A 22,863-nucleotide genomic window follows, 5' to 3' on the forward strand; every position below is an offset into this window, starting at 1 on the left:
GGGTGTTTCAATTTTAATTCATAAGTACTTTATGACTAATTGAAATAGAGATTAAGATTTTTCTTGTTTCAGTGACAGATATATTGAATAGCACAATGGGCTGGATATATATACAGTTAACTAAATGAAAGTACCCCCTGTAAATAAATACAGGGGGTAGTTATTGCGAAGAAATCATTTAGGCGTTTCTTCCGTTTCCGGTAATGTCACGTTAAGTTCAAGTACCGAAATATCATCCCCTTTCTGCTCGAATTGCACATGCAGCATCTCAGGATCGATCTGTATATATTTACAAATAACCGCCAAAATATCGCGTTTCAAGTCAGGCAAATAATGGGGCTCACTGTCCCCACGACGACGCTCAGCGACGATAATTTGCAGCCGTTCCTTGGCTATATTGGCTGTCGGTTTTTTGCGGGACAGAAAAAAGTCTAACAAAGCCATGGTTTATCCCCCAAAAAGGCGTTTCAGGAAGCCCTTCTTCTCTTCTTCGATGAAGCGGAAGGGGCGCTCTTCTCCTAGCAAACGGTCAACGGTATCGTCATAAGCTTTACCGGCATCTGACTCTTTGTCCAGAATCACTGGCTCGCCTTGGTTCGAGGCGCGCAATACAGATTGATCTTCTGGAATAACGCCAACCAGTGGGATCCTCAGAATATCGAGGACATCTTCCATGCTAAGCATATCGCCGCGATTAACACGCCCAGGATTGTAGCGGGTCAACAGCAGATGTTCTTTAATTGGATCCTGGCCATTCTCTGCGCGGCGCGACTTGGAGGACAGTATCCCGAGGATGCGGTCAGAGTCACGAACCGAGGAGACTTCAGGGTTAGTGGTAATAACGGCTTCGTCAGCAAAATAGAGCGCCATCAAAGCGCCGCTTTCGATACCCGCAGGGGAGTCGCATACCACAAACTCGAAATTCATATCGCCAAGATCGTTTAAAATCTTTTCAACACCCTCTTTGGTCAGGGCGTCTTTATCGCGCGTCTGAGAAGCCGGTAAAATGTACAGATTATCTGTACGCTTATCTTTTATTAATGCTTGGTTCAAAGTGGCATCACCTTGAATCACATTAACAAAATCATAAACTACCCGGCGTTCACATCCCATGATCAAGTCTAGATTCCGTAGGCCGATATCGAAATCGATAACGACGGTTTTTTTACCTTTTTGGGCCAAGCCGGTTGCGATAGCCGCGCTTGATGTGGTCTTGCCAACGCCCCCTTTACCCGATGTAACAACAATAATGCGTGCCATGAAATGGATTCCTTGTCAAAAGGGCTTAATTTAAAGGTTGTATAGTTAATGCGTTATCCAGCAGATGCAGACGTGCGGCCTGACCAAAATACTCACGCGGGATCTGGTCACTTAACCAGTACTGCCCCGCGATAGAGACGAGCTCAGCGCCTAAATGTGTGCAAAAAATCTGGCATTGGGCATCCCCGGATGCACCTGCTAGCGCACGGCCTCGCATCATTCCATAGATATGAATATTGCCATCGGCAATTAATTCAGCACCGGCACTGACACTGCTGATAACAATCAAATCGCAATTACGGGCATAAATCTGTTGGCCGGAACGGACAGGTGTGTTGATGATACGTGTCTTGGTCGGCGCGTTTTCCGGCGGGCTGATAACGGGCTCGGGTGCCATTTTCTGGCCTTTACCCTCACTCAATAACGGCAAACCTGCACGTGCTATCGCCCGTTTTTGACGCTCATCCTGACAACCACTGATGCCAACAATACGCAGACCTGCTGAAGTGACAGCCTGTTGGAGATCTTTCCAGTTAGCACCGTTTGGTAACGTTGCAACGTTAATCACAACAGGGGCGTTTTTCAGGAAAGCGGGGGCTTGATCCACCTTTTCCTGCAATGCCTGACGGATTACCTCCGGTCGTGAATCGTGTAAATGAACGACCGATAGGGTAAAACTACTGCCTTTTAACTCAATTGGCGATTGTGACATCTATCCTGACTCAGTTTCAGCTACGTTTAATCCCCAAAATACCACTCGGGGTACAATATTCTGATGTTCCCAAGCATGTTATAGGTAATATAAAGATAAATCTATCCGTATCAATATATTGAAATCTTAAGGTCATAATGACTTCAATCTGACAAGAAATTACAGCATAACTTCCGCTTATTCGCTAGCCCTGACCTGCCTATATTTGGCGGTTATCACTCCCACCGTTAAATTGTGTATTTTTTCAACAAGCAAACATGCTGATGGCGGGTTTGACGTCGCCCATAAAAGTGACCATTTTTAATCAGAGATGGGTCATTTTTTTATCAGATGAAGTTGTTTTTTATAAAATAGAGTAATGACTCACCATTATTATCACTTTCAAGATGATGAAATAGAGATATTGAGTGTGGTTATTATCGACTTAGTGAAATACCTCACACTATTATTTCAGAGAAATCTCACCCAGTAATCTGTGTATCACCACATTGCCGCTGGCATGGGTAATTAAAGCTGAGTGATAAATGGCACTGATCAGTGCTATTTTTAATGATTCTATATTGAGAATGATAATCATTTTGTGATATTTTGCGGTTTCTGCATCAATCTATCTGAGGAACATCAACGATGAAAAGGAATTTCATCCCACTATCATTTATCTGTGTTATGGCTTTACCTGTTGCATTTACTGCATGGGCTGACTTTGGCTACCACGCCGAAATCCCAAAAGACAGTAAGGTTCCCACCGATTATCTTGAAAAACGTAAGGCGCTTGGATCGGTGGCGCCAAGTGCTGAGTCATGGCAAAAGCAATTGGATGAGGAGAAAGCGCGGATAGATGCCGAAGCGGCAAAACGGGAAAACGAAAAGCAGGCTAAATGCCAACAGCAAGAACATTACCCAGCTCGGCGCGCCGAAAATGATAAACGTCAATATGCTGTATCTGATCCCTGTGCTAGCAGTATAGGCATCAATATCTATTGATATCCCAAGCATCTGAGCCAGGCTAGCGTGTTATAATACTATGCTAACTATACCCGTAATACTTCAAGCTGCATGTGCGTTGGCCGCCTTCTTGTAACTCGAATGATTTAGGGTATATACAGTCTCATTATTGAATTCATCAAATAGAGTCCAAACATGCTGTGTGCTATCTATAGAAGCCCGAAACGGGATCAAACCTACCTATATATTGAAAAGAAAGATGATTTTTCCAGGGTGCCGGCTGAATTACTTACCAGTTTTGGCAAGCCGCAATTTGCGATGCTGCTTTCATTAAATGAACGCAAAACGTTGGCGACAGCGGATGTCGAGAAGGTAAAAAGTGCACTCATTGAGCAGGGTTTTTATCTGCAAGTCCCACCGCCACTCGAAAGTTTGTTGAAAATGCACTTGGGCGATACTACCGTATAACGTTGATTTTCATCAAAATTACCTACCGTGATGGCATCCATCACAACCCTAAGGTGGATGTCCATGTATCAGCCCCGGTTGATTTTATATTTCCAGCTTCCTCTCTGGTTGTTGTTTTACACAGGAATGCGTCGATGAAATTGTCAATGATTGCAGTTGCTCTGGTGACGCTCATCTCAGTGGGATGTGCCAATAAAAATGCTGCGGCCCCGATTGCGGCACCAACACCAGCAACCGCGCCACCAACCATGCTGGATTCACCACCGGCTGCGGCCAAGAACAGTACTAAAATGACATTATCCCAGCAAGGGCGCGATCCGGCGCAGTTTCCTGCTTATGTCGAACAATTAAAGGCCCAAGCTCGTGCAAAGGGGATCAGCGAGGCTACGCTTGATAAAGCGTTTGCCAATATTCATTTTGTTGACCGAGTCATTCAGTCAGACCGCAATCAGTTAGAAAAGAAAGTCACACTGGATGATTACCTGACCAGAGTTCTGACAGAGGCGAAAGTCGCGCAAGGTAAAGAGATTTATCAGCGCTATCAGCCTCAGTTATCACAAGTTACTGCGCGCTATGGTGTGCCTGAGCGTTACATCGTGGCGCTGTGGGGCATGGAAAGTGGGTTTGGCAAGTTTCAAGGTAAAGAGGATGTCATCTCTGCCTTATCCACCATGGCATTTGAAGGGCGGCGTGAGGCATTCTTCACTAAAGAGCTGATAGCTGCATTGCAAATCATTCAGCAAGGCAAAGTTGATGACCCCGAGTTGAAAGGATCATGGGCTGGTGCGATGGGGCAGAGTCAATTTATGCCTAGCTCTTTCCTGACCTATGGCGCTGACGGGGATGGCGATGGGAAAATTGATATTTGGAATAATATCGATGATGTCTTTGCTTCGACAGCTAACTATCTGTCTACTGAAGGTTGGAAACCGGGTGTTGATTGGGGCCAGGAAGCGACGCTGCCCGAAGGATTTGATATTAAGCTGGCGGGCTTAAAAGACAGCCAAGCCAAAAGCGTCGCCCAATGGCAGCAACTCGGGGTAATGGCGATACCCGGCGGTAACTTTGCCAACTCAGATCTCCGGGCTTGGGTCATCGTACCTGATGATGTGCAAGGGCGGGCGTTTCTGGTTTATGATAATTTTCGTACCATTATGCACTGGAACCGTTCTTACTATTTCGCTATCAGTATTGGTATGATGGCAGATAGCGTAAGTCAATAATGTCTGCGAACACCTAATCGTGGTATGACTTGGTTGTGTCGCTGCGGCAAGAGCCAATCAAGATGTAAATTCAGACAGGATGTTAATTCAGGAGAGGCAGTATGTATCAACATAGAGACTGGCAAGGGGCTTTGCTGGATTTTCCAGTGAGTAAAGTGGTTTGCGTTGGCAGTAACTATGCCGAACATATTAAAGAGATGGGGAGTACTGTGTCAGTTGAACCGGTGCTGTTTATTAAACCTGAAACAGCGCTATGTGATATTCGCCAGCCGGTATCGATCCCGAAAGAGTTCGGTGAGGTTCATCATGAAGTAGAATTAGCCGTTTTGATCGGTACTCCGTTAAAACAAGCCAGTGAAGACCGAGTGGCACGCGCAATCGCCGGTTACGGTGTCGCATTGGATTTGACACTGCGTGAGCTGCAATCTGGCTTGAAAAAGGCTGGTCAGCCGTGGGAGAAATCGAAAGCATTTGACGGTTCTTGTCCGATTTCCGGTTTTATACCGGTGGCGGAGTTTGGTGATGCGCAACAGGCTGACTTATCGCTTATCATTAACGATGAGGTCCGTCAGCAAGGCAACACGCGTGATATGATCACCCCCATCATTCCGCTAATCAGTTACATCAGCCGTTTCTTTACTTTGCGTGCTGGCGATATCATTCTGACGGGCACTCCACAGGGCGTCGGGCCGATGAAATCAGGCGATATGCTGAAAGTTATGCTAAATGGTAAAACGTTGAGTACCCGCATAATCTAAGAGCATCGCTGCCGCTTATGCCATCAGGCTGGGCGGCAACACTTGCATCTGACCGCCAAAGCGTCTATAACGACCCGCTCATTTATTCACACCGGATACCGATATGTCACAACTTCCTTTTTGGCAACAAAAAACACTCGCTGAAATGTCAGATAGTGAATGGGAATCACTGTGCGACGGATGCGGCCAATGTTGCTTGAATAAACTGATTGATGAGGACACGGATGAAATCTATTTCACCAATGTGGCCTGTGATCAGCTCAATCTCAAAACCTGCCAGTGCCGTAATTATGAGCGCCGCTTTGAATTAGAAGAAGACTGCATCAAGTTAACCCGAGAGAATTTGGTAACGTTTGAGTGGTTGCCACCCACCTGTGCTTATCGGATGGTGGGCGAGGGGCGTGGCCTGGCGAGTTGGCATCCACTGTTAGCCGGTTCAAAATCTGCGATGCACGGTGAGCGGATCTCGGTACGCCATATTGCCGTACGTGAGAGCGAGGTTATCGACTGGCAAGACCACATTTTGAATAAACCGCAGTGGGCCAGATAACCATTGATATATATGTAATTTATATTGAAGCCTCTCAGACAACAGATGCCTATTCAGACGCCAGATATGGCATACTAACGCCGAAATTTAACCAAGAAACTTAATAAAATGAAATATTCAACGTTGGCCGCTGTTATCATCGGCATATCTGCTACTTTAGGTAGCATTTCGCACCAGGTTCAGGCCGCTGGGGCCTCATTGATAAATCTTGATTGTAAATTGAAAGAGGGAGGCAGCCTGACCGCAGTGTTAGACGGCCCGAATCAGCAATTGACCATAGATAAATCAGTGTTCCAGTTTGTAAAAGTTAATCCAGAAGGTCAGGGCGAGGCGTTAATATTCCAAAATGCCAACAGCCAGGAGCAAGTTATTGCTTCTCTCAATATTTCCGCGCTGCCAATCCGTTTGGCGGTGGTTGATGGTGAGCAGGCTAATCAGTACATTTGTACCCATACCACAGCTTAACTAGTTTATAATCGAATTAAAATGAGGCTGCCTTATGGTGGCCTTTTTTCGTTGTATGACCATTTATGGCTGTAAATTTGATTAAACCACTGGATGGATTAGTCCTTAGTCGACGCTGAAGTTACCCACAAAGTAGTAATGTGAGTCCTCCATCTGGAGAGTTAAATAGCTTGATTGATAACACCGCGATAGTTTCTGCTTCTGCAATTATTGAGAAGGGTGCGGTGATTGGTGCGAATGTACAGATTGGTCACTTTTGTTACATTGGTTCTCAAGTCACTATTGGTTCCGGCACGGTGCTTAAATCGCATATTGTAATTAATGGTATTACCGAGCTTGGATGTGACAATAATATTGGACAATTCTCCTCTATTGGAGAGGTTAATCAGGATCTTAAGTACCAGGGGGAGCCTACCCAGGTTATCATTGGCGACCGCAATTTGATTCAGCAAAATGTCACGATACACCGTGGCACGGTTCAAGGACACGGTATAACACGTATCGGTAATGACAATAGTCTGATGAATCATGTGCATATTGGCCATGACTGCATTATCGGTAACCACTGCTTATTGGCGTCGAATGTAGGATTAGCCGGACATGTAGAGGTCGATAATTTCGCCATTATCTGCGCGGCCAGTGCTGTGCACCAGTTTTGTGTTATTGGCACCCATGCCTTGGTCAATGAAAGCGCCTGCGTGGTGCAGGATATCCCCCCTTATGTGATTGCGGGGGGTAATCGTGCCGTGCCGGTGGGTATCCGAGCAGCAGGAATGGGGGACGACTGGTTGAACAGTGATGATTGCCAAGCGGTTCAAAACGCCTATCAGCTTATTTACCATACCGGTAAGTTGGTGGCGGATGTCAGTCAGGACATTGAGGTTTTGGCCAGAGAATGGCAAATACTTCAGTCTTATAAATCTTTTTTCTCTCGCTCAGCGCGCGGGATCATCCGTTAATGCACTGTCATCCAAAAGAAATGGCACCCTGAGGTGCCATTGTCAGATAAAGATATGTTTGAAATTATCGACTAAACAGGTCACGTCTTTTCGGTTTAACGAATTGGCTGATCAGCACCAATACGCCAATCAATAAGTATGCAGCAAAGATACCGACCAACCATTGCGGCATTTCTAATGACATAAATGCCCATTGTTTTACCGAGCAATCACCACTGGCAACAAAAATAGCGGGCAGCCATTTGTCTAGTGGCAGCCATGACGGGAAGCTGACAAAGAAATCACAGGTCGTGAACGGTGAAGGATGGAGTTGCAGCATAGTGTGTACCCAGGCTAGCTGAACACCGCGCCATGCGCTGTAGATCCAGATAAAGATTGCCAGGTAGCGCAAGGGCGATTTAGGTGCAATGGCACCCAACAACGATGCACCGAGAATACCGAATAACGCAGCACGTTCGTAAATACACATTACACAAGGCTGTAACAACATCACGTGTTGAAAATAGAGTGCGACCAATTCTAGTGCAAGTGCAGTCAGGGCCATTAAAAGCCAAGCACCGCGCCCTTTAGAGCAGCGGTTAAGGAATTGCAACATATCTTTATTTTCCATGCAGTAAGCAATTGTACTGGCAGTGTAAACCAATTCATCTTTGCTGCCAGCCACCCAAAGGTAAAATTAGGCAAAAATCAGCTCTTTCTCGCGCGTGACAAGTTATCACAAGCCTGAATTTTACTTTGGGTGAGATATTTGGTTTGTTTTGCCAGCCCATAATCCCTCGAAGCTAATAACAGCCCCCGCGGCGACCAAAAGTGTAGGGCTGGCAGATACTATAATGCAAGCGATCAATGTGTGATGCTAGCTCCGGCTGCCAGATGAGGCAAACTTATCCAGCCACTTTGCATCATCCATTCGGTTATTGGCACTAATAAGTACTCCACGCCTAACAGACCGACGAGGGTCATCACAATAGTATAGGGGAGTGCCATATACACCATGCGCCCATAAGAAAGACGAATTAAAGGGGCCAGCGCGGAGGTTAGCAGGAACAGAAAAGCGGCTTGGCCGTTCGGTGTGGCAACTGAGGGGAGGTTGGTCCCGGTATTGATGGCAACAGCCAATAACTCAAATTGCTGAAGCGAAATAATACCGTGCTCAAATGCAGTGCGCGCCTCATTGATATAAACCGTACCGACAAATACATTGTCGGATACCGAAGAGAGTAAGCCATTAAACAGATAAAACAGTGATAACTGTGCTGATGGTGAAGATTGTAAAACAAACTGAATAATCGGTGAGAAGAGGCTCTGCTCAATAATGACGGCAACCACGGCAAAAAACACCGTGAGTAGGGCAGTAAAAGGCAATGCCTCCTGAAATGCCTTACCCAGTGCATGTTCATTGGTAATTCCGCAGAGGGAGGTGGCGAGTATAATCACCGATAATCCGACCAAGCCTACCTCGGCTAAATGCAGGGCCAATGCGAGCACCAACCAAACACCGATCAAGGCCTGAATCAGAAGCTTCACTTTCTCTTGCTTGCTCCGTTTCGCACTGGCTTGTTGATCATAGTCAGTCAAAACCTGACGAACGCGCTCGGGAAGCTGTGCACCATAACCAAACAGTTTAAAACGTTCTACCAGCAGACAAACCAATAATCCGCAACACAGGACGGGTAACGTCACGGGCAGCATGCGAATAAAGAAGTCGGTAAAGTTCCAACCGGCACTCTTAGCGATAATCAGGTTCTGCGGCTCGCCAACCATGGTCATTACGCCACCCAGCGCAGTACCCACACCCGCATGCATCATCAGGCTACGCAAGAAAGCGCGGAATTGCTCCAACGTTTTACGGTTTTCCTGATTATCGATCCAACTGTCGTCGGTGATATCTTTATCGGTATGGTTTGATGCAACATGATGATAGATAGTATAAAAACCAACAGAAACACTGATAACCACGGCGATTACAGTTAAGGCATCAAGGAATGCCGAAAGGAAGGCAGAGGCGACACAGAAGGCTAATGAAAGAACGATTTTTGAGCGAATGTTCAGCAGCAGTTTGGTAAATACAAACAGTAATAACTGCTTCATGAAATAGATACCTGCCACCATAAACACCAACAACAGCAGCACTTCCAGATTATTAGCAATTTCTTCTGCCACCTGATGTGGGCTGGTCATACCGATGGCAACGGCTTGAATGGCCAATAAACCCCCCGGTTGCAGTGGGTAACATTTTAGCGCCATAGCCAGTGTAAAGATAAATTCGACCACCAACATCCAGCCAGCAATAAATGGGCTGACAAAAAAGAATACCAGTGGGTTAATAATGAGAAACCCGATAATTGCCAGCTTGTACCAATCAGGTGAATTCCCCAGAAAATTCTTGAGTACAGCTTGTCTAATGGTCATATCCATTGTGAGTTACAGTCTCCTTATTAAAATTATTATGGTGCAATTACTGCCTAAAGTTACATTTTACCTTACGTCATTGCTCTAAAAGCAATACGTATAATCTGTACATCATTCCATCTGCGCAATTTTTGCAACTTTATGACTACTTTCACCATTTGTTCGGTCCTGATGCTATGTCACGATAGCGTCGTCTGGTATGATGAGCGCACTAAATTGCTGATATGTATCGCTACGGAACGTCAAAAATATGGTTATAAAGGCGCAAAGTCCTGCCGGTTTCGCGGAAGAGTATATTATTGAAAGTATTTGGAATAATCGCTTCCCTCCAGGCACTATTTTGCCCGCGGAGCGTGAACTTTCAGAGCTGATTGGAGTGACTCGCACTACATTGCGTGAAGTGTTACAACGCTTAGCCCGCGATGGCTGGCTCACTATTCAGCATGGTAAACCGACGAAAGTAAACAATTTTTGGGAAACGTCTGGTCTTAATATTCTGGAAACACTGGCGCGGCTTGACCACGACAGCGTGCCACAATTGATAGACAACTTACTGGCAGTCAGAACAAATATCGCTACCATCTTCGTTCGCACGGCAATCCGTAATCATCCAGAGAAAGCACAGGAAATCCTGGCACAAGCTCAAACAGTTGATGATCACGCCGAGGCTTTCACCGCACTGGATTACGGTATTTTCCGTGGTTTGGCTTTTGCTTCGGGTAACCCTATTTATGGGTTGATCCTAAATGGCATGAAAGGGCTTTATACCCGGGTTGGGCGTTACTATTTCTCGAATCCTGAAGCCCGTAAGCTGGCACTGACTTTCTACAGCAAACTGTCAACGCTGTGTGATGAAAAAGCCCATGATCAGGTGTCAGAGTGCCTGAGAGCATACGGTAAAGAGAGTGGTGCTATTTGGCACAGCATGCAGGGCACGATGCCAAGTGATTTGGCCGAAGCACGCCGTTAGGCGAATATCGCGTAAAATTGCAACGCAAAAGGGGCATTAAATGCCCCTTTTTCATGGCAAGATGTAGCGCAATAGCTCGCGCGGTTATCCACCTCGTCTGCCCTGTGCTAGAGCTTATTGGCTCTTGGCGGCACGCTGTCGAGTAGCTCAATCGAGCCATCGTCATTCAGTTGTTCCATATGAATATCAAACCCCCATAGCCGGTGAATATGTTTCATCACTTGCTGACGGCTCTTATCCAGTGGTGCCCGATCATGAGGAATATAGCGCAGGGTCAGGGAGCGGTCTCCGCGCAGATCAACGTTCCATACCTGAATGTTTGGTTCGTGATTACTCAAGTTATATTGAGCAGACAATTCATTACGTATAGCCCGATAACCTTCTTCATTATGAATGGCTGAAATCTCCAGATAGTTATGCTTATCATCATCCAGCACGGTGAATAGCCGGAAGTCACGCATTACTTTCGGTGATAAGAACTGGCTGATGAAGCTTTCATCCTTAAAGTCGCGCATGGCAAAATGCAACGTATCCAACCAATCTTTACCGGCGATATCCGGGAACCAATAATAGTCCTCCTCCGTCGGTGATTGGCAAATACGCTTGATATCTTGGAACATGGCAAAGCCAAGGGCATACGGGTTAATACCGTTGTAATAAGGGCTGTTATACGGCGGTTGATACACAACGTTGGTGTGGCTGTGCAAGAACTCCATCATAAAGCGGTCAGTGACCTTACCCTCATCGTACAGATGGTTAAGAATGGTGTAATGCCAGAAGGTGGCCCAACCTTCATTCATCACTTGTGTCTGTTTTTGTGGATAAAAATATTGGCTGACTTTGCGGACTATTCGCAGCACTTCGCGTTGCCATGACTCCAACAGCGGAGCATTTTTCTCCATGAAATAGAGCAGGTTCTCCTGCGGTTCACTGGGATAGCGTTGAGCCTGGGCTTGGACTTCCCCTCGATCCTTGCGCGGTAGGGTTTTCCACAACGAGTTGACCTGACTTTGCAGATACTCCTCGCGGCTTTTCTGCCGGGCGGTTTCCTCCACTAAAGAGATCTTTTGCGGACGTTTATAGCGGTCCACCCCATAATTCATCAGGGCATGACAGGAGTCGAGTAGCCGCTCTACTTCTTCCACCCCATAACGTTCCTCGCATTCACTGATGTAATGACGAGCAAACAACAAATAATCCACTATCGAACTGGCATCGGTCCAGGCTCGAAATAAGTAATTATTCTTAAAGAAAGAGTTATGTCCATAGCAGGCGTGAGCCATGACTAAGGCTTGCATGGTAATAGTATTTTCTTCCATTAAATAAGCGATGCAAGGATTGGAGTTAATCACAATCTCGTACGCTAATCCTTGCTGACCGTGCTTATATTTTTGCTCTGTTTCGATAAATTTCTTACCAAAAGACCAATGGGTATAGTTGATAGGCATACCGATACTTGAATAGGCATCCATCATCTGTTCGGAGGTAATAACCTCTATCTGGTGGGGGTAAGTATCTAGCCGGTAATGTTTTGCCACCCGGTCTATTTGGTCCAGATAGACCTGCAACAATTCAAATGTCCAGTCTGGGCCGTCAGTCAGGCGCTTATCTTGCGCGGTTTGTTTCGGTGTTGAAGTTGTCATAGCGCATCCTCACGGTTTTATAACCCTGCAAAATACTGGTCACTTCAATAATCCTAGCTCAAGATTAACAAGTTGAGGCATGGCAAGACCTTATGTCAATGAATATCCGCCATCTTTCAAACAACAGGTAGGTTGACTGCCGGTTCGTACCAGAATCATTGCTGTCGTATCAGTCTGTACGATTAATTGTATTTTATAGATTATTATTCTGATTTATTGGTCTAATTGTGGAATATAAAACTAGTAAAAGAGTCTTGCGCAACATGCCAATTATTCATGCTGCTAATTGTGGGTATTATGGCGCTTTCTCTCCTTTTAGACGTTTAATTGGGCAAAAATAGCATCTTATCGCTATTTTCCTAACGCTATTGAACTGAAAAGTAATTGCATTGTAAATTAATTGTGAATTAAGTCACGACCTGGCATTAATATGTTGGCTAGATTTTTCTGCTGAGTTAATATTCTGTCAACAGAATATTATGCTTTAGGTGTTGTTTGGGGGGAGGAAGGTATGCGCATTGTCATTTTAGGAAGCGGTGTGGTGGGGGTAGCCAGTGCCTGGTACTTAGCCAAAGACGGGCATGATGTTACGGTGATTGACCGTCAGCAGGGGCCCGCGCAGGAAACCAGTGCCGGTAACGCAGGTCAGATATCTCCGGGATATGCGGCACCTTGGGCTGCGCCTGGGGTTCCTCTGAAAGCCATTAAATGGATGTTCCAACGCCATGCGCCGTTGGCAATTCACCTTGACGGCAGCAGCTTCCAGCTACGCTGGATGTGGCAGATGCTGAGAAACTGCGACACTTCCCACTACATGCTCAACAAAAGCCGTATGGTGCGTCTGGCAGAATACAGTCGCGACTGTTTAAAAGAGCTGCGTGAAGACACCGGTATTCAGTATGAAGGCCGTCAGGGGGGAACACTGCAACTGTTCCGTACCGAACAGCAATTTGATAACGCCGCCAAGGATATTGCGGTGTTAGATGATGCGGGGGTGCCATATTCACTGCTAACGGCTGATCAACTGGCAACAGTGGAACCGGCATTGGCGAAAGTAGCACATAAACTGACCGGTGGTTTACGTTTACCTAATGATGAAACTGGCGACTGCAAACTGTTTACTGAACGCTTAGCCCAAATGGCCGAGCGGGCTGGGGTTAAGTTTGTGTTCAATCGCTCGGTGGATAAATTGCTGGTGGACGGTGACCAAATCGCCGGTGTGCTGTGTGGCGACGATATTATTAACGCTGATGCCTATGTAGTGGCCTTCGGCGCTTACTCTACGGAGCTGTTAGCCGGGTTGGTCTCGATTCCTGTTTATCCACTAAAAGGTTATTCACTCACTATTCCTATTACAGATCCGGCCTCGGCACCTTTCTCCACCGTGCTGGATGAGACCTACAAGATTGCCATTACGCGCTTTGATGACAGGATTCGGGTTGGGGGGATGGCGGAAATCGTTGGATTTAATACTCAATTGGCACCAGCACGTCGTGAGACGCTGGAAATGGTGGTGGGTGATTTGTACCCTCATGGGGGCAATATCAGTCAGGCCACGTTCTGGACCGGGCTGCGCCCGATGACACCTGATGGTACGCCCATTGTCGGGCGAACCTCGCTTAAGAATCTCTATCTGAATACCGGCCATGGCACCTTGGGCTGGACCATGGCCTGTGGGTCGGGTCAATTATTGGCTGATATTATGTATGGGCGTCGCCCAGCGATTCTGGCGGATGATTTATCTGTCGCGCGTTATAGCGCGGGCTTTCGGCCACTGAATATCACGCCTTTACACGACATTCACCCTGTGCGCTAAAAGGCGCCGATTGATCATTACAGCCCACTGGCGGGCTGTAAATAATTGAATACCGCCCAAGAAGGAAAAAGCATGCCTCGCCCGATATCCGCTACGCTTCATTTATCTGCCTTACGCCATAACCTCAGTATTGTTCGCCGTCTTGCCGGGGCCGCTAAAATTTGGTCAGTGGTAAAAGCCAATGCCTACGGCCATGGTCTGGCCCGCATTTGGCAAGGGCTGGATGCAACCGATGGTTTTGCGTTATTGGATTTAAATGAAGCGATAATGTTGCGTGAACAGGGCTGGCAAGGGCCAATTTTGCTGCTTGAGGGGTTCTTTCGTGCGCAAGATATAGTCCTGATCGACCACTACCGGTTAACCACCGTGGTACACAGTGACTGGCAGCTTGACGCCATCAAAGCGGCGCGGCTGAGCACACCACTCGATATTTATTTAAAACTTAATAGCGGCATGAATCGCTTAGGTTTTCCCATCGGGCAGGCAGAGGCCATCTGGCAATGGGCTAACAGTATAAATAACATCGGCAAGGTGACGCTAATGAGCCACTTTGCCAATGCAGATAACCATATTGGTGCCAGCGAGCAATTCACGCAGATTCAGCAGGCCAGTGGGCATCTGGTGGCTGCGCGCAGCTTTGCCAACTCGGCGGCAATATTGCGCAATCCTGAAACCCACTTTGACTGGGTGCGGCCAGGTATTATCCTCTATGGCGCGTCACCCAGTGGCGATGTAAGCGATATCGCTGGCATTGGATTGCGCCCGGTAATGGAGCTGCACAGCGAAATTATCGCCATACAGACGCTCTCAGCAGGGCACAGTGTTGGCTATGGCAGCCGCTACAGTGCCACAGGCACACAGCGCATCGGTGTCGTCGCCTGCGGTTATGCTGATGGTTATCCACGGCTGGCTCCCAGCGGCACGCCCATCAGGGTGGATGGCATACTGACTCATACGGTGGGGTCGATTTCAATGGATATGCTAACCGTAGATTTGACACCCTGTCCGCAGGCGCAAATGGGGAGTAAAGTTGAGATCTGGGGGGATAATCTGCCTATCGATGATGTGGCGGCGGCGGCAGGCACCGTGGGGTATGAGTTGATGTGTGCACTGGCGAGTCGCGTTAGCGTCATCACCGAGCGCACTTAGGTTGTTTTTAGTTTATTTTCTGCAAGTTACCACGGACATGCTTACTGGCACGGCGTGCCTGCCAAGCCAGTAGACACCCTGCCAGCATTACGATGGCGAGTGATAATTTAGGCTCAATTGGTAAGGACATTGCCAGCAAGCCTAATCCAGCTCCCCCGGCCATTTGCACAAAACCCACCAGCGCGGAGGCGACACCGGCTTCATTGGCATAGGGCTCCAATGCATAACTGGTGGCTGGCCCCATCATAAAGGCTAAACCGGCACAGGCACTGGCAACGGGTAACATATACACCAGCCAGTGTTGCTGTATTTCTGCCGACAGTTGCGTCAGACCAAATAATAACCCCAGACACCCCAGCGCCATCAACAGGCTGCCGGTCATCAGGCAGGTAGGGCGGCCGATTTTTTGGATAATACGGTTAGCAATAAAACTGACCGCCATGATCCAAAAGCCATTGGCACCGAACACCAGTGAGAACTGTAATGGACTGAGTCCTGCGCCCACCATCAATACGTTGGGTGCCAGCGAGACATAAGTTAAGGCCATGCCCATAGCGCCCGCGTTCACCAGTGCGAAAATCAGAAAACGGTCATCACGTAAGATGCGCAGATAGTTCTTTATCGGCAAGCCCTTAACGGCTTGGGTACCCGCTGGCCGTGTTTCTGGCAGGAAGATAATTATCAGAATTAATACCAGCAAGCCATATAACGCCAGGAACCAGAATGGGGCGCGCCAGCCAAAGGCTTCCGCCAATAAACCACCGAGCAAGGGGGCCAATGCGGGTACGATATTTAACGTCCCATTAAGGAAACCAAAAGCGCGCGCGGCCTCATTACCGTTGAGGCGGTCACGCACCCCACTGAATGCCACCACCGCAGTACAGCAAACAGCGACACCTTGTAACAGGCGAGAACTGACAAACATCAGCGGGCTGACTGCCAGTGCAGCCATCGCGGCCCCCAGCATGTAGAGAATAATACCGATGATGGCTATGGGTTTACGCCCATACTTATCGACTAATGGCCCAGCAATCAGCTGACCAATACCCAGTACCAGAATAAACAAGGCAATAGTGGATTGAATCAGCGACTCGCTACTGTTTAGCCCCTTGGCTATCGCGGGAATCGTGGGTAAGTAGAGGTCGATGCCCAATGGGCCGAGCAGAATCAGGCTTAACAGCAGAAAAAGAAATTTTTGCATAACAAAAAAACAACATCCAGATTGCAAAGGCGACAAGAATAAAGAATTTATCGACGAATGAAAAGGTTAGCCATAGCCAACCAAACGATAGTGACAATGTCACCTATTGGTGTTCTAAATCGACTAATAGGGTACTACAACTAATAATTAATCTCTTGTTATTGATTAGCTACTGCTACTAGTCGTGCGATGCTCTAACCACTGTTCTAGTTTCACGGCAGGTAATGCCTCGGAAAAAAGAAAACCTTGGCCTATTTGATAACCTTGGCGGCTCAATAATGTACGTTGCGCCTCGTTTTCTACCCCTTCGACAATCACTGATAGTTGCAAACTTTCACCAATACGGATCACCGCCTCACTTAACGTTCGGCTGGTTTCGTCATGCTCAAGATCATGGACAAAACTTTTATCCAGTTTGATTTCATCAAGATCCAAATGGCGCAGATAACTCAGACTGGAATAGCCGGTACCAAAGTCATCCATTGATAAACGCACGCCCAGTCGATGAATTTTTTCTATAGTGGCAAAAATCGCCGGATTATTTGCAATTAATATGTCTTCGGTGATTTCCAGCGTGAGATCCTGCGGCGGCAAGTGGTAATGCTGCAAGATATGTAAAATCATGTCCGGCAAGCCTGGATTATGGAAATTGGTCGGCGATAAGTTCACTGAAACCGAGGGCACATCAATACTCCGTAAACGCCAGTCCGCCAACTGTTGACAAGCCGTCTCAATCGCCCACAGAGCCAGTTCGTTGATCAGCCCGCACTCTTCAGCAATAGGAATAAAACGCTGTGGAGGAATGTTCCCCAGTATGGGGTGAACCCAGCGACTAAGGGCTTCCACACCATATAGGTGCCCATCTTTTAACATCACTTGTGGTTGATAAAATAACTCAAGAGACCCGATATGAAATGCATGACGCAGAGCATCTTCCATATCCTGGCGCTGTTGATTGAGATTATTCATCTCTGCACTGAAGAAATTGAAATGACCATGTCCCATATTCTTGGCTTTATGCATGGCAATGTCGGCGTGATTCATCAGCGCATCCATTTCTAAACCATTCTCAGGATACAAACTGATCCCGACACTGGCCGAAGGAATAATATTGACGTTGGCTATCTGACAGGGCTGAGACAGCAGACTGAGCATTTTCTCAACTTTCACGGTAGCCTGCTGCATGGTGCAGGGGGCTAAAATGATAATAAACTCGTCGCCCGATAAGCGGCCGATAATGTCACTTTTTGGCATGTCGTTGCGCAACCGTTGGGCAATCAAGGCAAGTAATTCATCACCGGCGGCCAGGCCGAGTGAATCATTAACTTGTTTAAAACGGTCCAGATTAATGATTAATACTGCCAGCGTGTAATCCATTTCAGCGGCAAGGGCGATAGCTTGTTTGGCATAAACCAGAAACTGAGTGCGGTTAGGCAAACCAGTTAGGGAATCATAAAAAGCCAAATGCTGAATTTGCTGACGTGATTGCTCCCGTTCCATCGCCAATGAGCACAAATTTGCGATTAATTTGACCAACTGATGGTGGAACTCGCTGGGGCCTTGCGCTTCTTTGTAGTAAAAGGCAAATGTGCCCAGAACATCCCCCTGGCTTGACAGAATAGGCGTCGACCAACAAGCTAACAAACCATGGGGTAGAATTAGGTGCCGATAGTTCTCCCATAATGGGTCAGTGGCAATATCATGGACTTCAACCGGTTCTTTACGAAATGCGGCGGTGCCACATGAGCCAGATACCGGGCCAATAGGCACACAGGCCAGCGCCGCAGTATAAATCAGGGGTAGGTTGGGTGCTGCGAGATGGCTGAGGTAGTTGTGCCCGCTGGCTTGCAAAATACTGGCGGTCACCTCGGGGGCAATCCGCTCAACTTCGCGGCACAGCAAAGACATCACTTCTTCCAGTGGCAGCTCTTTAACCAGTGCTTCCAGCACCTTATATTGCAACACTTCATACATTTTGGTCAGCGTGATATCAGTCAACACACCAATGCTATAACTCGGTTTACCCTGCTCATCAACTAGCGAGTTGATAATGGCGGAACACCAATGCGGCTGTTTGTCTTTGCTGTAGAACAACTCTTTGGGTAGTAATTGCTGATGTGAATTTGGCGAAGTGGAATCAATTAACCCCAGTTGTTCAGGATGTGCACTCTGGAGTAAATCGACCATGCTCTGGCCCAGAGCCTGTTCGGGTGTATAACCGAATAACTTAGTAAAACCTTGATTAATATAAACTGCTTGTTGCCCGTGATCACTATTAGCGGCAATAAACATTGCGCTGTCGCTGCGATCAGTTAATTGGGTTAAAAGTTCTACCCACTCTTGAGTGGCTTTTTGTTGCTCAATTAAAAAAGTAATGTCCTTAGCAATTTTCACCATCCGGGTAACGCTACCCCCTGGGCCTGGTACCGGTTGATAGATGGCGGCCAGCCAGACCGTGGATCCGTCTTTGTGCAATCGTTCAAAACGGCCCTCAACGGACTTCCCCGCCAGTAAAGATTTCTTCAGTGTCTGATACTCGTCGCTACTGGCATATTGTGGATGGCAAAACATAAGATGATGTTGACCAATGACTTCATCACGTTGATAGCCAAAATAATCAAGGTAGTTTTGATTAACCGCAATTATGCGACTGTTGAGATCAAACTCAATGATGGCTAATGAGCGGTCCAATGCACTTAATAACGCACTACTTTCGTCGTATTCAGACTGCGTGGCATCCTGCGATGCTGCTGTTTTTTTGGGCTTCATGATGAATTCCTATGTAAAAGAAGCGCTTGGCAGTCGTATTACGTAAATGAATTACCACTGTAACCATTGGATAGCACTATTTTTAAATAAATAAAATAGGATAAATGACAAATATTCCAATACGAATTAATAGCATCAAGATTAAAAAAATACGGCCGTCTTATTTAAGCTGGTGGTATTTCAATACATCGCTCTGTGTCCACACCATGAACATCATTGTGTTAATCAGCCAGTGATAAATAGAGGAATAAGTAATATTAAGTTTAGTCGATATCCAGATAGCTAAATGTGGGATTGATTGCTGGCACGTGACAGCAATCAATCTATTTCCGACTAAGGTCTATTTTTAAACGGGGGGATGCTTTGCTGGAAGGTAACCGGCCATTACCTGACAAAAACCTCGTCAGGCAATGGCGGATAGATAAAGGGTTATGAGTGGGTATCCATTGAGCCAAAACGACCACCGTTAAAATCAGCGATGGCCTCGATTATCTGCTGCTGAGTGTTCATCACAAATGGCCCGTGACCGATAATAGGTTCATCAATCGGCTCACCACTCAGTAGCAACAGCACTGCATCATTATTGGCCTCAATAGTTACATTGCTGCCAGCCGCATCCAGTAATACCATTTCGGCATCGCGGGCAACGGCATCGCCATTGACCAATACGGTACCACGCAACACAATTAATGCCGTGTTCCAGCCAATAGGCAGTGAAAATTCCGTACTTTTACCCTGATTCAGCCGTATATCCCAGACGTTTAGTGGTGAGAATGTCTGAGCAGGGCCATTTTTACCTGCATACTCACCGGCTATCACCCGCAGGCTGCCAGCATCTTCAGCTAGCACTACCTGAGGAATAGTTTCACTGCGAATGGCCTGATAACCAGGATCTGCCATTTTGTTTTTTGCGGGCAGATTGACCCACAATTGCACCATTTCAAAGGCACCGCCACGTTGTGCGAACATATCTGAATGAAACTCTTCATGCAGAATCCCGCCACCTGCCGTCATCCACTGCACGTCACCAGGGCCAATAACGCCGCCTTTGCCGGTGGAGTCACGATGTTCAACTTCGCCGTGATAAACGATGGTGACAGTTTCAAAACCACGATGCGGGTGTTGCCCGACACCCCGGCGATGTTTGGTCGGGGTAAAATCCATCGGCCCGGCATAGTCCAGCAGCAGGAACGGGCTGAGCTGTTTACCATGGCTTTGATATGAAAACAGTGAGCGAACCGGAAAACCATCTCCCACCCAATGCTGGCGAGGTGCGCGATAAATACCTTGAACTTTTTTCATCGTAAACTCCTTACAAACATCATCAATGAGGTATTGCAGCCCGGCACAACCTCTGGCCGGGCTTCATGTTGGATAAAGTATATAATTAGGATAATTTAAGCAGTAGATAGCAAAATTAGTTATCACTGTTCTATTATCAGAACAATGATGACGTTATCTCTGGCAAGTAATACAGAGGCAGGTTATGCAAGATCTTAATGATCTCTACTATTACGCAGAAGTGGTGGAACACGGTGGATTCAGTGCTGCCGCGCGGGTATTGGGTTTGCCAAAATCAAAACTGAGCCGACGGCTGGCATTGCTGGAAGAGCGATTGGGCGTGCGTTTAATTCAGCGTTCAACCCGCCGTTTTGCGGTTACCGAGGTGGGGCGTACCTACTACGAACACTGTAAAGCGATGCTGGAAGAGGCCAACGCCGCTCAGGAATCAATTGACTTAACACGGGCAGAACCCCGTGGTGTGGTGCGCATCACCTGCCCAGTGGCGCTATTACAGGCCACAGTTAGCACCATGCTGGCGGATTTCATGGTCAGTTGTCCTTTGGTGACGATTTATCTTGAATCGACCAATCGACAAGTGGACCCGATTGCTGAAGCCATTGATATTGCCATTCGGGTTCGGCCACCGCCGTTGCAAGACAGTGATTTGGTGTTGAAGGTGTTGGGTAACCGTTGTCAGTGTCTGGTGGCCAGCCCGGATTTGGTGGCACGACAAGGTATCGTCAATGTTCCGGCAGATCTGACTAGCTGGCCAAGTCTTGGCTTGGGCCGCGCGCCCCAAGAATTTATCTGGCATTTAGCCGGGCCAGAGGGCGCGCATGCCGCGATTTATCACCAACCCAGATTGGTGACGGCCGACATGACAACGCTTCGTAGCGCAGCACTGAGTGGTGTAGGGGCAGTACAGCTCCCGGTTATGATGGTGGCAGATCAACTGATGGCCGGAACGCTGATTCGCTTATTACCGGATTGGGTATTACGCCATGAGATTATTCATGCGGTATATCCATCACGGCGGGGATTACTGCCGTCTGTTCGCAGTGTGCTTGATCATCTGGCGTTGCGGTTTAGCCAACTCGAAGACCAATAGCCAAGCCTTTGCATAGCTGAGCCGCGGGTAACGCGGCAAGTTATACCGACTCAATGCTTGTGGCGGTGATGTGAATCCGGGTAATGCGGGTGAGAGTGTGCCAGTGGCTGATGTTGATGGCGATGCTTATGCGCCACACCGACTGTCACAGGGAAATCATGTGCATGTTGATGATGTGCGTCATGGTGATGTTCATGTTCATGCAGCAATTCATCATGGATATGCTGATGGGCATGCTGTTCAGTGAGATGCAATGCGATCCCTACAGCCATCAGGAGACCCGCCACGACGAGTGGTATAGTGACAGTGTCACCCATAATAACGGCCAATACAGCCCCTAAAAATGGGGCAATAGAGAAATAAGCACCAGTACGAGCAGTGCCAAGATGGCGCAGGCCGATAACAAAGAGTGCCAAACTCACGCCATAGGCAAAAAATCCTACCAGAAGGGCACCGGCCAGATTTGTCAGTGGTGGCAATGTTGCGCCGAGGACAAAAGCCAGCCCGAGATTGACGATACCGGCAACCAGTCCTTTGACTGACGCAATCCAGGTGGCATCCGTCAATGAAACCTTACGGGTCAGATTGTTATCAATCCCCCAGGCAAAGCAAGCACCCAGAATTGCCAGTGTTGGCCACCATCCGGCAAAACGCGCTTCACCCGGCCAACTTAAAATAGCTGCACCGGCCACAATCACTATCATGCCAAGGGCGATGCGACGGTCAAAATTCTCTTTAAACGCGAACCAGGCCAGTAGGGCGGTAAATACCCCTTCGGCATTAAGCAATAATGATGCGCCAGATGCAGGCATACCCGTTAGCCCTATCATCAGCAGAACCGGGGCAACAATCCCTCCAGCCGTAATGGCACCAATAAACCACCGCCGTTCGTTGCGAGGTAGGCTCACGGCTGTTGCTTGGGTGAGCAGACGATAGAGCGCCAGACCGGCACCTGAGCCAAAATAGAGCAGGCCCGCCAGTAGCCATGGACTGACCGTATTGAGTAACTGTTTTGCCAGCGGGGTTCCAGCACCAAACAGCACCGCAGCACTTAATGCGGCTAATACACCGGGCTGTCGTAATCCATCATGCCATTTCATCGATTCAACTCTGAAAATAAGGTCGTAGTGGCAATTTTAGCCCATGAAAAAGCCGGGAAACCATTCCTGTC

Annotated in this window: 21 protein-coding genes; 11 read left to right on the forward strand and 10 right to left on the reverse strand. The window is 47.5% G+C overall.

Annotated elements, in window-relative coordinates:
* Nucleotides 1-174 precede the first annotated feature (174 nt).
* From minE to minC, 3 genes are read right to left on the reverse strand one after another with little or no spacing between them, the layout of a single operon-like run.
* A complete protein-coding gene (gene minE, locus Q2T72_RS10445) occupies nucleotides 175-444 on the reverse strand; it encodes a cell division topological specificity factor MinE (protein WP_002211180.1) in 270 nt (89 codons plus the stop codon).
* A 3-nt stretch (nucleotides 445-447) separates the two neighbouring features.
* The gene (gene minD, locus Q2T72_RS10450; protein WP_005190923.1) at nucleotides 448-1,260 is read right to left on the reverse strand and encodes a septum site-determining protein MinD; all 813 of its coding nucleotides are present in this window, start codon (nucleotides 1,258-1,260) and stop codon (nucleotides 448-450) included.
* Between the two features lie 25 nt (nucleotides 1,261-1,285).
* Nucleotides 1,286-1,972 (reverse strand): septum site-determining protein MinC, encoded by a 687-nt coding sequence (minC, locus tag Q2T72_RS10455; protein WP_083158986.1) that lies wholly within the window; start codon nucleotides 1,970-1,972, stop codon nucleotides 1,286-1,288.
* A 627-nt stretch (nucleotides 1,973-2,599) separates the two neighbouring features.
* Between minC and Q2T72_RS10460 the strand changes: the two genes are divergently transcribed.
* The 7 genes from Q2T72_RS10460 (at nucleotide 2,600) to lpxA (ending at nucleotide 7,340) form a co-directional block, all read left to right on the forward strand.
* Nucleotides 2,600-2,956, forward strand: a complete 357-nt coding sequence (locus tag Q2T72_RS10460) for a hypothetical protein (protein WP_372569133.1) — start codon at nucleotides 2,600-2,602, stop codon at nucleotides 2,954-2,956.
* Between the two features lie 156 nt (nucleotides 2,957-3,112).
* Nucleotides 3,113-3,385, forward strand: coding sequence for a YcgL domain-containing protein (locus Q2T72_RS10465; RefSeq protein ID WP_083158984.1), 273 nt, complete (start codon nucleotides 3,113-3,115; stop codon nucleotides 3,383-3,385).
* Between the two features lie 134 nt (nucleotides 3,386-3,519).
* Nucleotides 3,520-4,608, forward strand: coding sequence for a lytic murein transglycosylase (locus tag Q2T72_RS10470; RefSeq protein WP_193784667.1), 1,089 nt, complete (start codon nucleotides 3,520-3,522; stop codon nucleotides 4,606-4,608).
* A gap of 101 nt (nucleotides 4,609-4,709) precedes the next feature.
* Complete coding sequence (locus Q2T72_RS10475; RefSeq protein WP_083158983.1) at nucleotides 4,710-5,366, forward strand: fumarylacetoacetate hydrolase family protein; 657 nt, start codon at nucleotides 4,710-4,712, stop codon at nucleotides 5,364-5,366.
* Nucleotides 5,367-5,469: 103 nt separating this feature from the next.
* Nucleotides 5,470-5,916: a YcgN family cysteine cluster protein gene (locus Q2T72_RS10480; RefSeq protein WP_005190942.1), complete on the forward strand. Its 447-nt coding sequence runs from the start codon at nucleotides 5,470-5,472 to the stop codon at nucleotides 5,914-5,916.
* Between the two features lie 108 nt (nucleotides 5,917-6,024).
* The gene (locus tag Q2T72_RS10485) at nucleotides 6,025-6,381 is read left to right on the forward strand and encodes a hypothetical protein (protein ID WP_083158982.1); all 357 of its coding nucleotides are present in this window, start codon (nucleotides 6,025-6,027) and stop codon (nucleotides 6,379-6,381) included.
* 170 nt (nucleotides 6,382-6,551) lie between these two features.
* Nucleotides 6,552-7,340 (forward strand): acyl-ACP--UDP-N-acetylglucosamine O-acyltransferase, encoded by a 789-nt coding sequence (gene lpxA / locus Q2T72_RS10490; RefSeq protein WP_372569880.1) that lies wholly within the window; start codon nucleotides 6,552-6,554, stop codon nucleotides 7,338-7,340.
* Nucleotides 7,341-7,404: 64 nt separating this feature from the next.
* Here lpxA and dsbB read toward each other — a convergent pair whose 3' ends face one another.
* Complete coding sequence (gene dsbB / locus Q2T72_RS10495) at nucleotides 7,405-7,935, reverse strand: disulfide bond formation protein DsbB (RefSeq protein WP_032907594.1); 531 nt, start codon at nucleotides 7,933-7,935, stop codon at nucleotides 7,405-7,407.
* Between the two features lie 248 nt (nucleotides 7,936-8,183).
* A complete protein-coding gene (nhaB, locus tag Q2T72_RS10500) occupies nucleotides 8,184-9,758 on the reverse strand; it encodes a sodium/proton antiporter NhaB (protein ID WP_083158980.1) in 1,575 nt (524 codons plus the stop codon).
* A 244-nt stretch (nucleotides 9,759-10,002) separates the two neighbouring features.
* On the opposite strand from nhaB, the gene fadR reads away from it, so the two are divergent.
* On the forward strand, nucleotides 10,003-10,722 hold the full coding sequence (gene fadR, locus Q2T72_RS10505) for a fatty acid metabolism transcriptional regulator FadR (protein WP_083158979.1): 720 nt from the start codon (nucleotides 10,003-10,005) through the stop codon (nucleotides 10,720-10,722).
* A 107-nt stretch (nucleotides 10,723-10,829) separates the two neighbouring features.
* On the opposite strand, the gene Q2T72_RS10510 is transcribed toward fadR, so the two are convergent.
* Nucleotides 10,830-12,365 carry a SpoVR family protein gene (locus tag Q2T72_RS10510; RefSeq protein WP_083158978.1) on the reverse strand — a complete coding sequence of 512 codons (1,536 nt, stop codon included), beginning with the start codon at nucleotides 12,363-12,365 and terminating at the stop codon, nucleotides 10,830-10,832.
* Between the two features lie 511 nt (nucleotides 12,366-12,876).
* Here Q2T72_RS10510 and Q2T72_RS10515 point away from each other — a divergent pair.
* Nucleotides 12,877-14,181 carry a D-amino acid dehydrogenase gene (locus tag Q2T72_RS10515; protein ID WP_083158977.1) on the forward strand — a complete coding sequence of 435 codons (1,305 nt, stop codon included), beginning with the start codon at nucleotides 12,877-12,879 and terminating at the stop codon, nucleotides 14,179-14,181.
* Between the two features lie 72 nt (nucleotides 14,182-14,253).
* Nucleotides 14,254-15,330 (forward strand): catabolic alanine racemase DadX, encoded by a 1,077-nt coding sequence (dadX, locus tag Q2T72_RS10520; protein WP_372569135.1) that lies wholly within the window; start codon nucleotides 14,254-14,256, stop codon nucleotides 15,328-15,330.
* A 7-nt stretch (nucleotides 15,331-15,337) separates the two neighbouring features.
* Here dadX and Q2T72_RS10525 read toward each other — a convergent pair whose 3' ends face one another.
* The 3 genes from Q2T72_RS10525 to Q2T72_RS10535 all read right to left on the reverse strand — a co-directional run bounded on the left by Q2T72_RS10525 (nucleotide 15,338) and on the right by Q2T72_RS10535 (nucleotide 20,602).
* Entirely contained in the window at nucleotides 15,338-16,531 is a 1,194-nt protein-coding gene (locus Q2T72_RS10525; protein ID WP_083158975.1) for a Bcr/CflA family efflux MFS transporter, read from the reverse strand.
* Nucleotides 16,532-16,696: 165 nt separating this feature from the next.
* Nucleotides 16,697-19,300, reverse strand: coding sequence for an EAL domain-containing protein (locus Q2T72_RS10530; protein WP_372569136.1), 2,604 nt, complete (start codon nucleotides 19,298-19,300; stop codon nucleotides 16,697-16,699).
* A gap of 429 nt (nucleotides 19,301-19,729) precedes the next feature.
* Nucleotides 19,730-20,602: a pirin family protein gene (locus Q2T72_RS10535; RefSeq protein WP_083158973.1), complete on the reverse strand. Its 873-nt coding sequence runs from the start codon at nucleotides 20,600-20,602 to the stop codon at nucleotides 19,730-19,732.
* A 184-nt stretch (nucleotides 20,603-20,786) separates the two neighbouring features.
* Between Q2T72_RS10535 and Q2T72_RS10540 the strand changes: the two genes are divergently transcribed.
* A complete protein-coding gene (locus Q2T72_RS10540) occupies nucleotides 20,787-21,692 on the forward strand; it encodes a LysR family transcriptional regulator (RefSeq protein ID WP_372569137.1) in 906 nt (301 codons plus the stop codon).
* A 50-nt stretch (nucleotides 21,693-21,742) separates the two neighbouring features.
* Here Q2T72_RS10540 and Q2T72_RS10545 read toward each other — a convergent pair whose 3' ends face one another.
* Nucleotides 21,743-22,792, reverse strand: coding sequence for a DMT family transporter (locus tag Q2T72_RS10545; RefSeq protein WP_083158971.1), 1,050 nt, complete (start codon nucleotides 22,790-22,792; stop codon nucleotides 21,743-21,745).
* Between the last annotated feature and the right edge of the window lie 71 nt (nucleotides 22,793-22,863).

Source organism: Yersinia sp. 2466 StPb PI, from assembly GCF_041538325.1.
In the GTDB taxonomy this organism is placed as follows: Bacteria; Pseudomonadota; Gammaproteobacteria; order Enterobacterales; family Enterobacteriaceae; genus Yersinia; species Yersinia enterocolitica_E.

Excerpts from the sequence above, each read along its gene's own strand:
- minE (WP_002211180.1), bottom strand. The coding sequence starts at position 444 with ATGGCTTTGTTAGACTTTTTTCTGTCCCGCAAAAAACCGACAGCCAAT.
- minD (WP_005190923.1), bottom strand. The coding sequence starts at position 1,260 with ATGGCACGCATTATTGTTGTTACATCGGGTAAAGGGGGCGTTGGCAAG.
- minC (WP_083158986.1), bottom strand. The coding sequence starts at position 1,972 with ATGTCACAATCGCCAATTGAGTTAAAAGGCAGTAGTTTTACCCTATCG.
- Q2T72_RS10460 (WP_372569133.1), top strand. The coding sequence starts at position 2,600 with ATGAAAAGGAATTTCATCCCACTATCATTTATCTGTGTTATGGCTTTA.
- Q2T72_RS10465 (WP_083158984.1), top strand. The coding sequence starts at position 3,113 with ATGCTGTGTGCTATCTATAGAAGCCCGAAACGGGATCAAACCTACCTA.
- Q2T72_RS10470 (WP_193784667.1), top strand. The coding sequence starts at position 3,520 with ATGAAATTGTCAATGATTGCAGTTGCTCTGGTGACGCTCATCTCAGTG.
- Q2T72_RS10475 (WP_083158983.1), top strand. The coding sequence starts at position 4,710 with ATGTATCAACATAGAGACTGGCAAGGGGCTTTGCTGGATTTTCCAGTG.
- Q2T72_RS10480 (WP_005190942.1), top strand. The coding sequence starts at position 5,470 with ATGTCACAACTTCCTTTTTGGCAACAAAAAACACTCGCTGAAATGTCA.
- Q2T72_RS10485 (WP_083158982.1), top strand. The coding sequence starts at position 6,025 with ATGAAATATTCAACGTTGGCCGCTGTTATCATCGGCATATCTGCTACT.
- dsbB (WP_032907594.1), bottom strand. The coding sequence starts at position 7,935 with ATGTTGCAATTCCTTAACCGCTGCTCTAAAGGGCGCGGTGCTTGGCTT.
- nhaB (WP_083158980.1), bottom strand. The coding sequence starts at position 9,758 with ATGGATATGACCATTAGACAAGCTGTACTCAAGAATTTTCTGGGGAAT.
- fadR (WP_083158979.1), top strand. The coding sequence starts at position 10,003 with ATGGTTATAAAGGCGCAAAGTCCTGCCGGTTTCGCGGAAGAGTATATT.
- Q2T72_RS10510 (WP_083158978.1), bottom strand. The coding sequence starts at position 12,365 with ATGACAACTTCAACACCGAAACAAACCGCGCAAGATAAGCGCCTGACT.
- Q2T72_RS10515 (WP_083158977.1), top strand. The coding sequence starts at position 12,877 with ATGCGCATTGTCATTTTAGGAAGCGGTGTGGTGGGGGTAGCCAGTGCC.
- dadX (WP_372569135.1), top strand. The coding sequence starts at position 14,254 with ATGCCTCGCCCGATATCCGCTACGCTTCATTTATCTGCCTTACGCCAT.
- Q2T72_RS10525 (WP_083158975.1), bottom strand. The coding sequence starts at position 16,531 with ATGCAAAAATTTCTTTTTCTGCTGTTAAGCCTGATTCTGCTCGGCCCA.
- Q2T72_RS10530 (WP_372569136.1), bottom strand. The coding sequence starts at position 19,300 with ATGAAGCCCAAAAAAACAGCAGCATCGCAGGATGCCACGCAGTCTGAA.
- Q2T72_RS10535 (WP_083158973.1), bottom strand. The coding sequence starts at position 20,602 with ATGAAAAAAGTTCAAGGTATTTATCGCGCACCTCGCCAGCATTGGGTG.
- Q2T72_RS10540 (WP_372569137.1), top strand. The coding sequence starts at position 20,787 with ATGCAAGATCTTAATGATCTCTACTATTACGCAGAAGTGGTGGAACAC.
- Q2T72_RS10545 (WP_083158971.1), bottom strand. The coding sequence starts at position 22,792 with ATGAAATGGCATGATGGATTACGACAGCCCGGTGTATTAGCCGCATTA.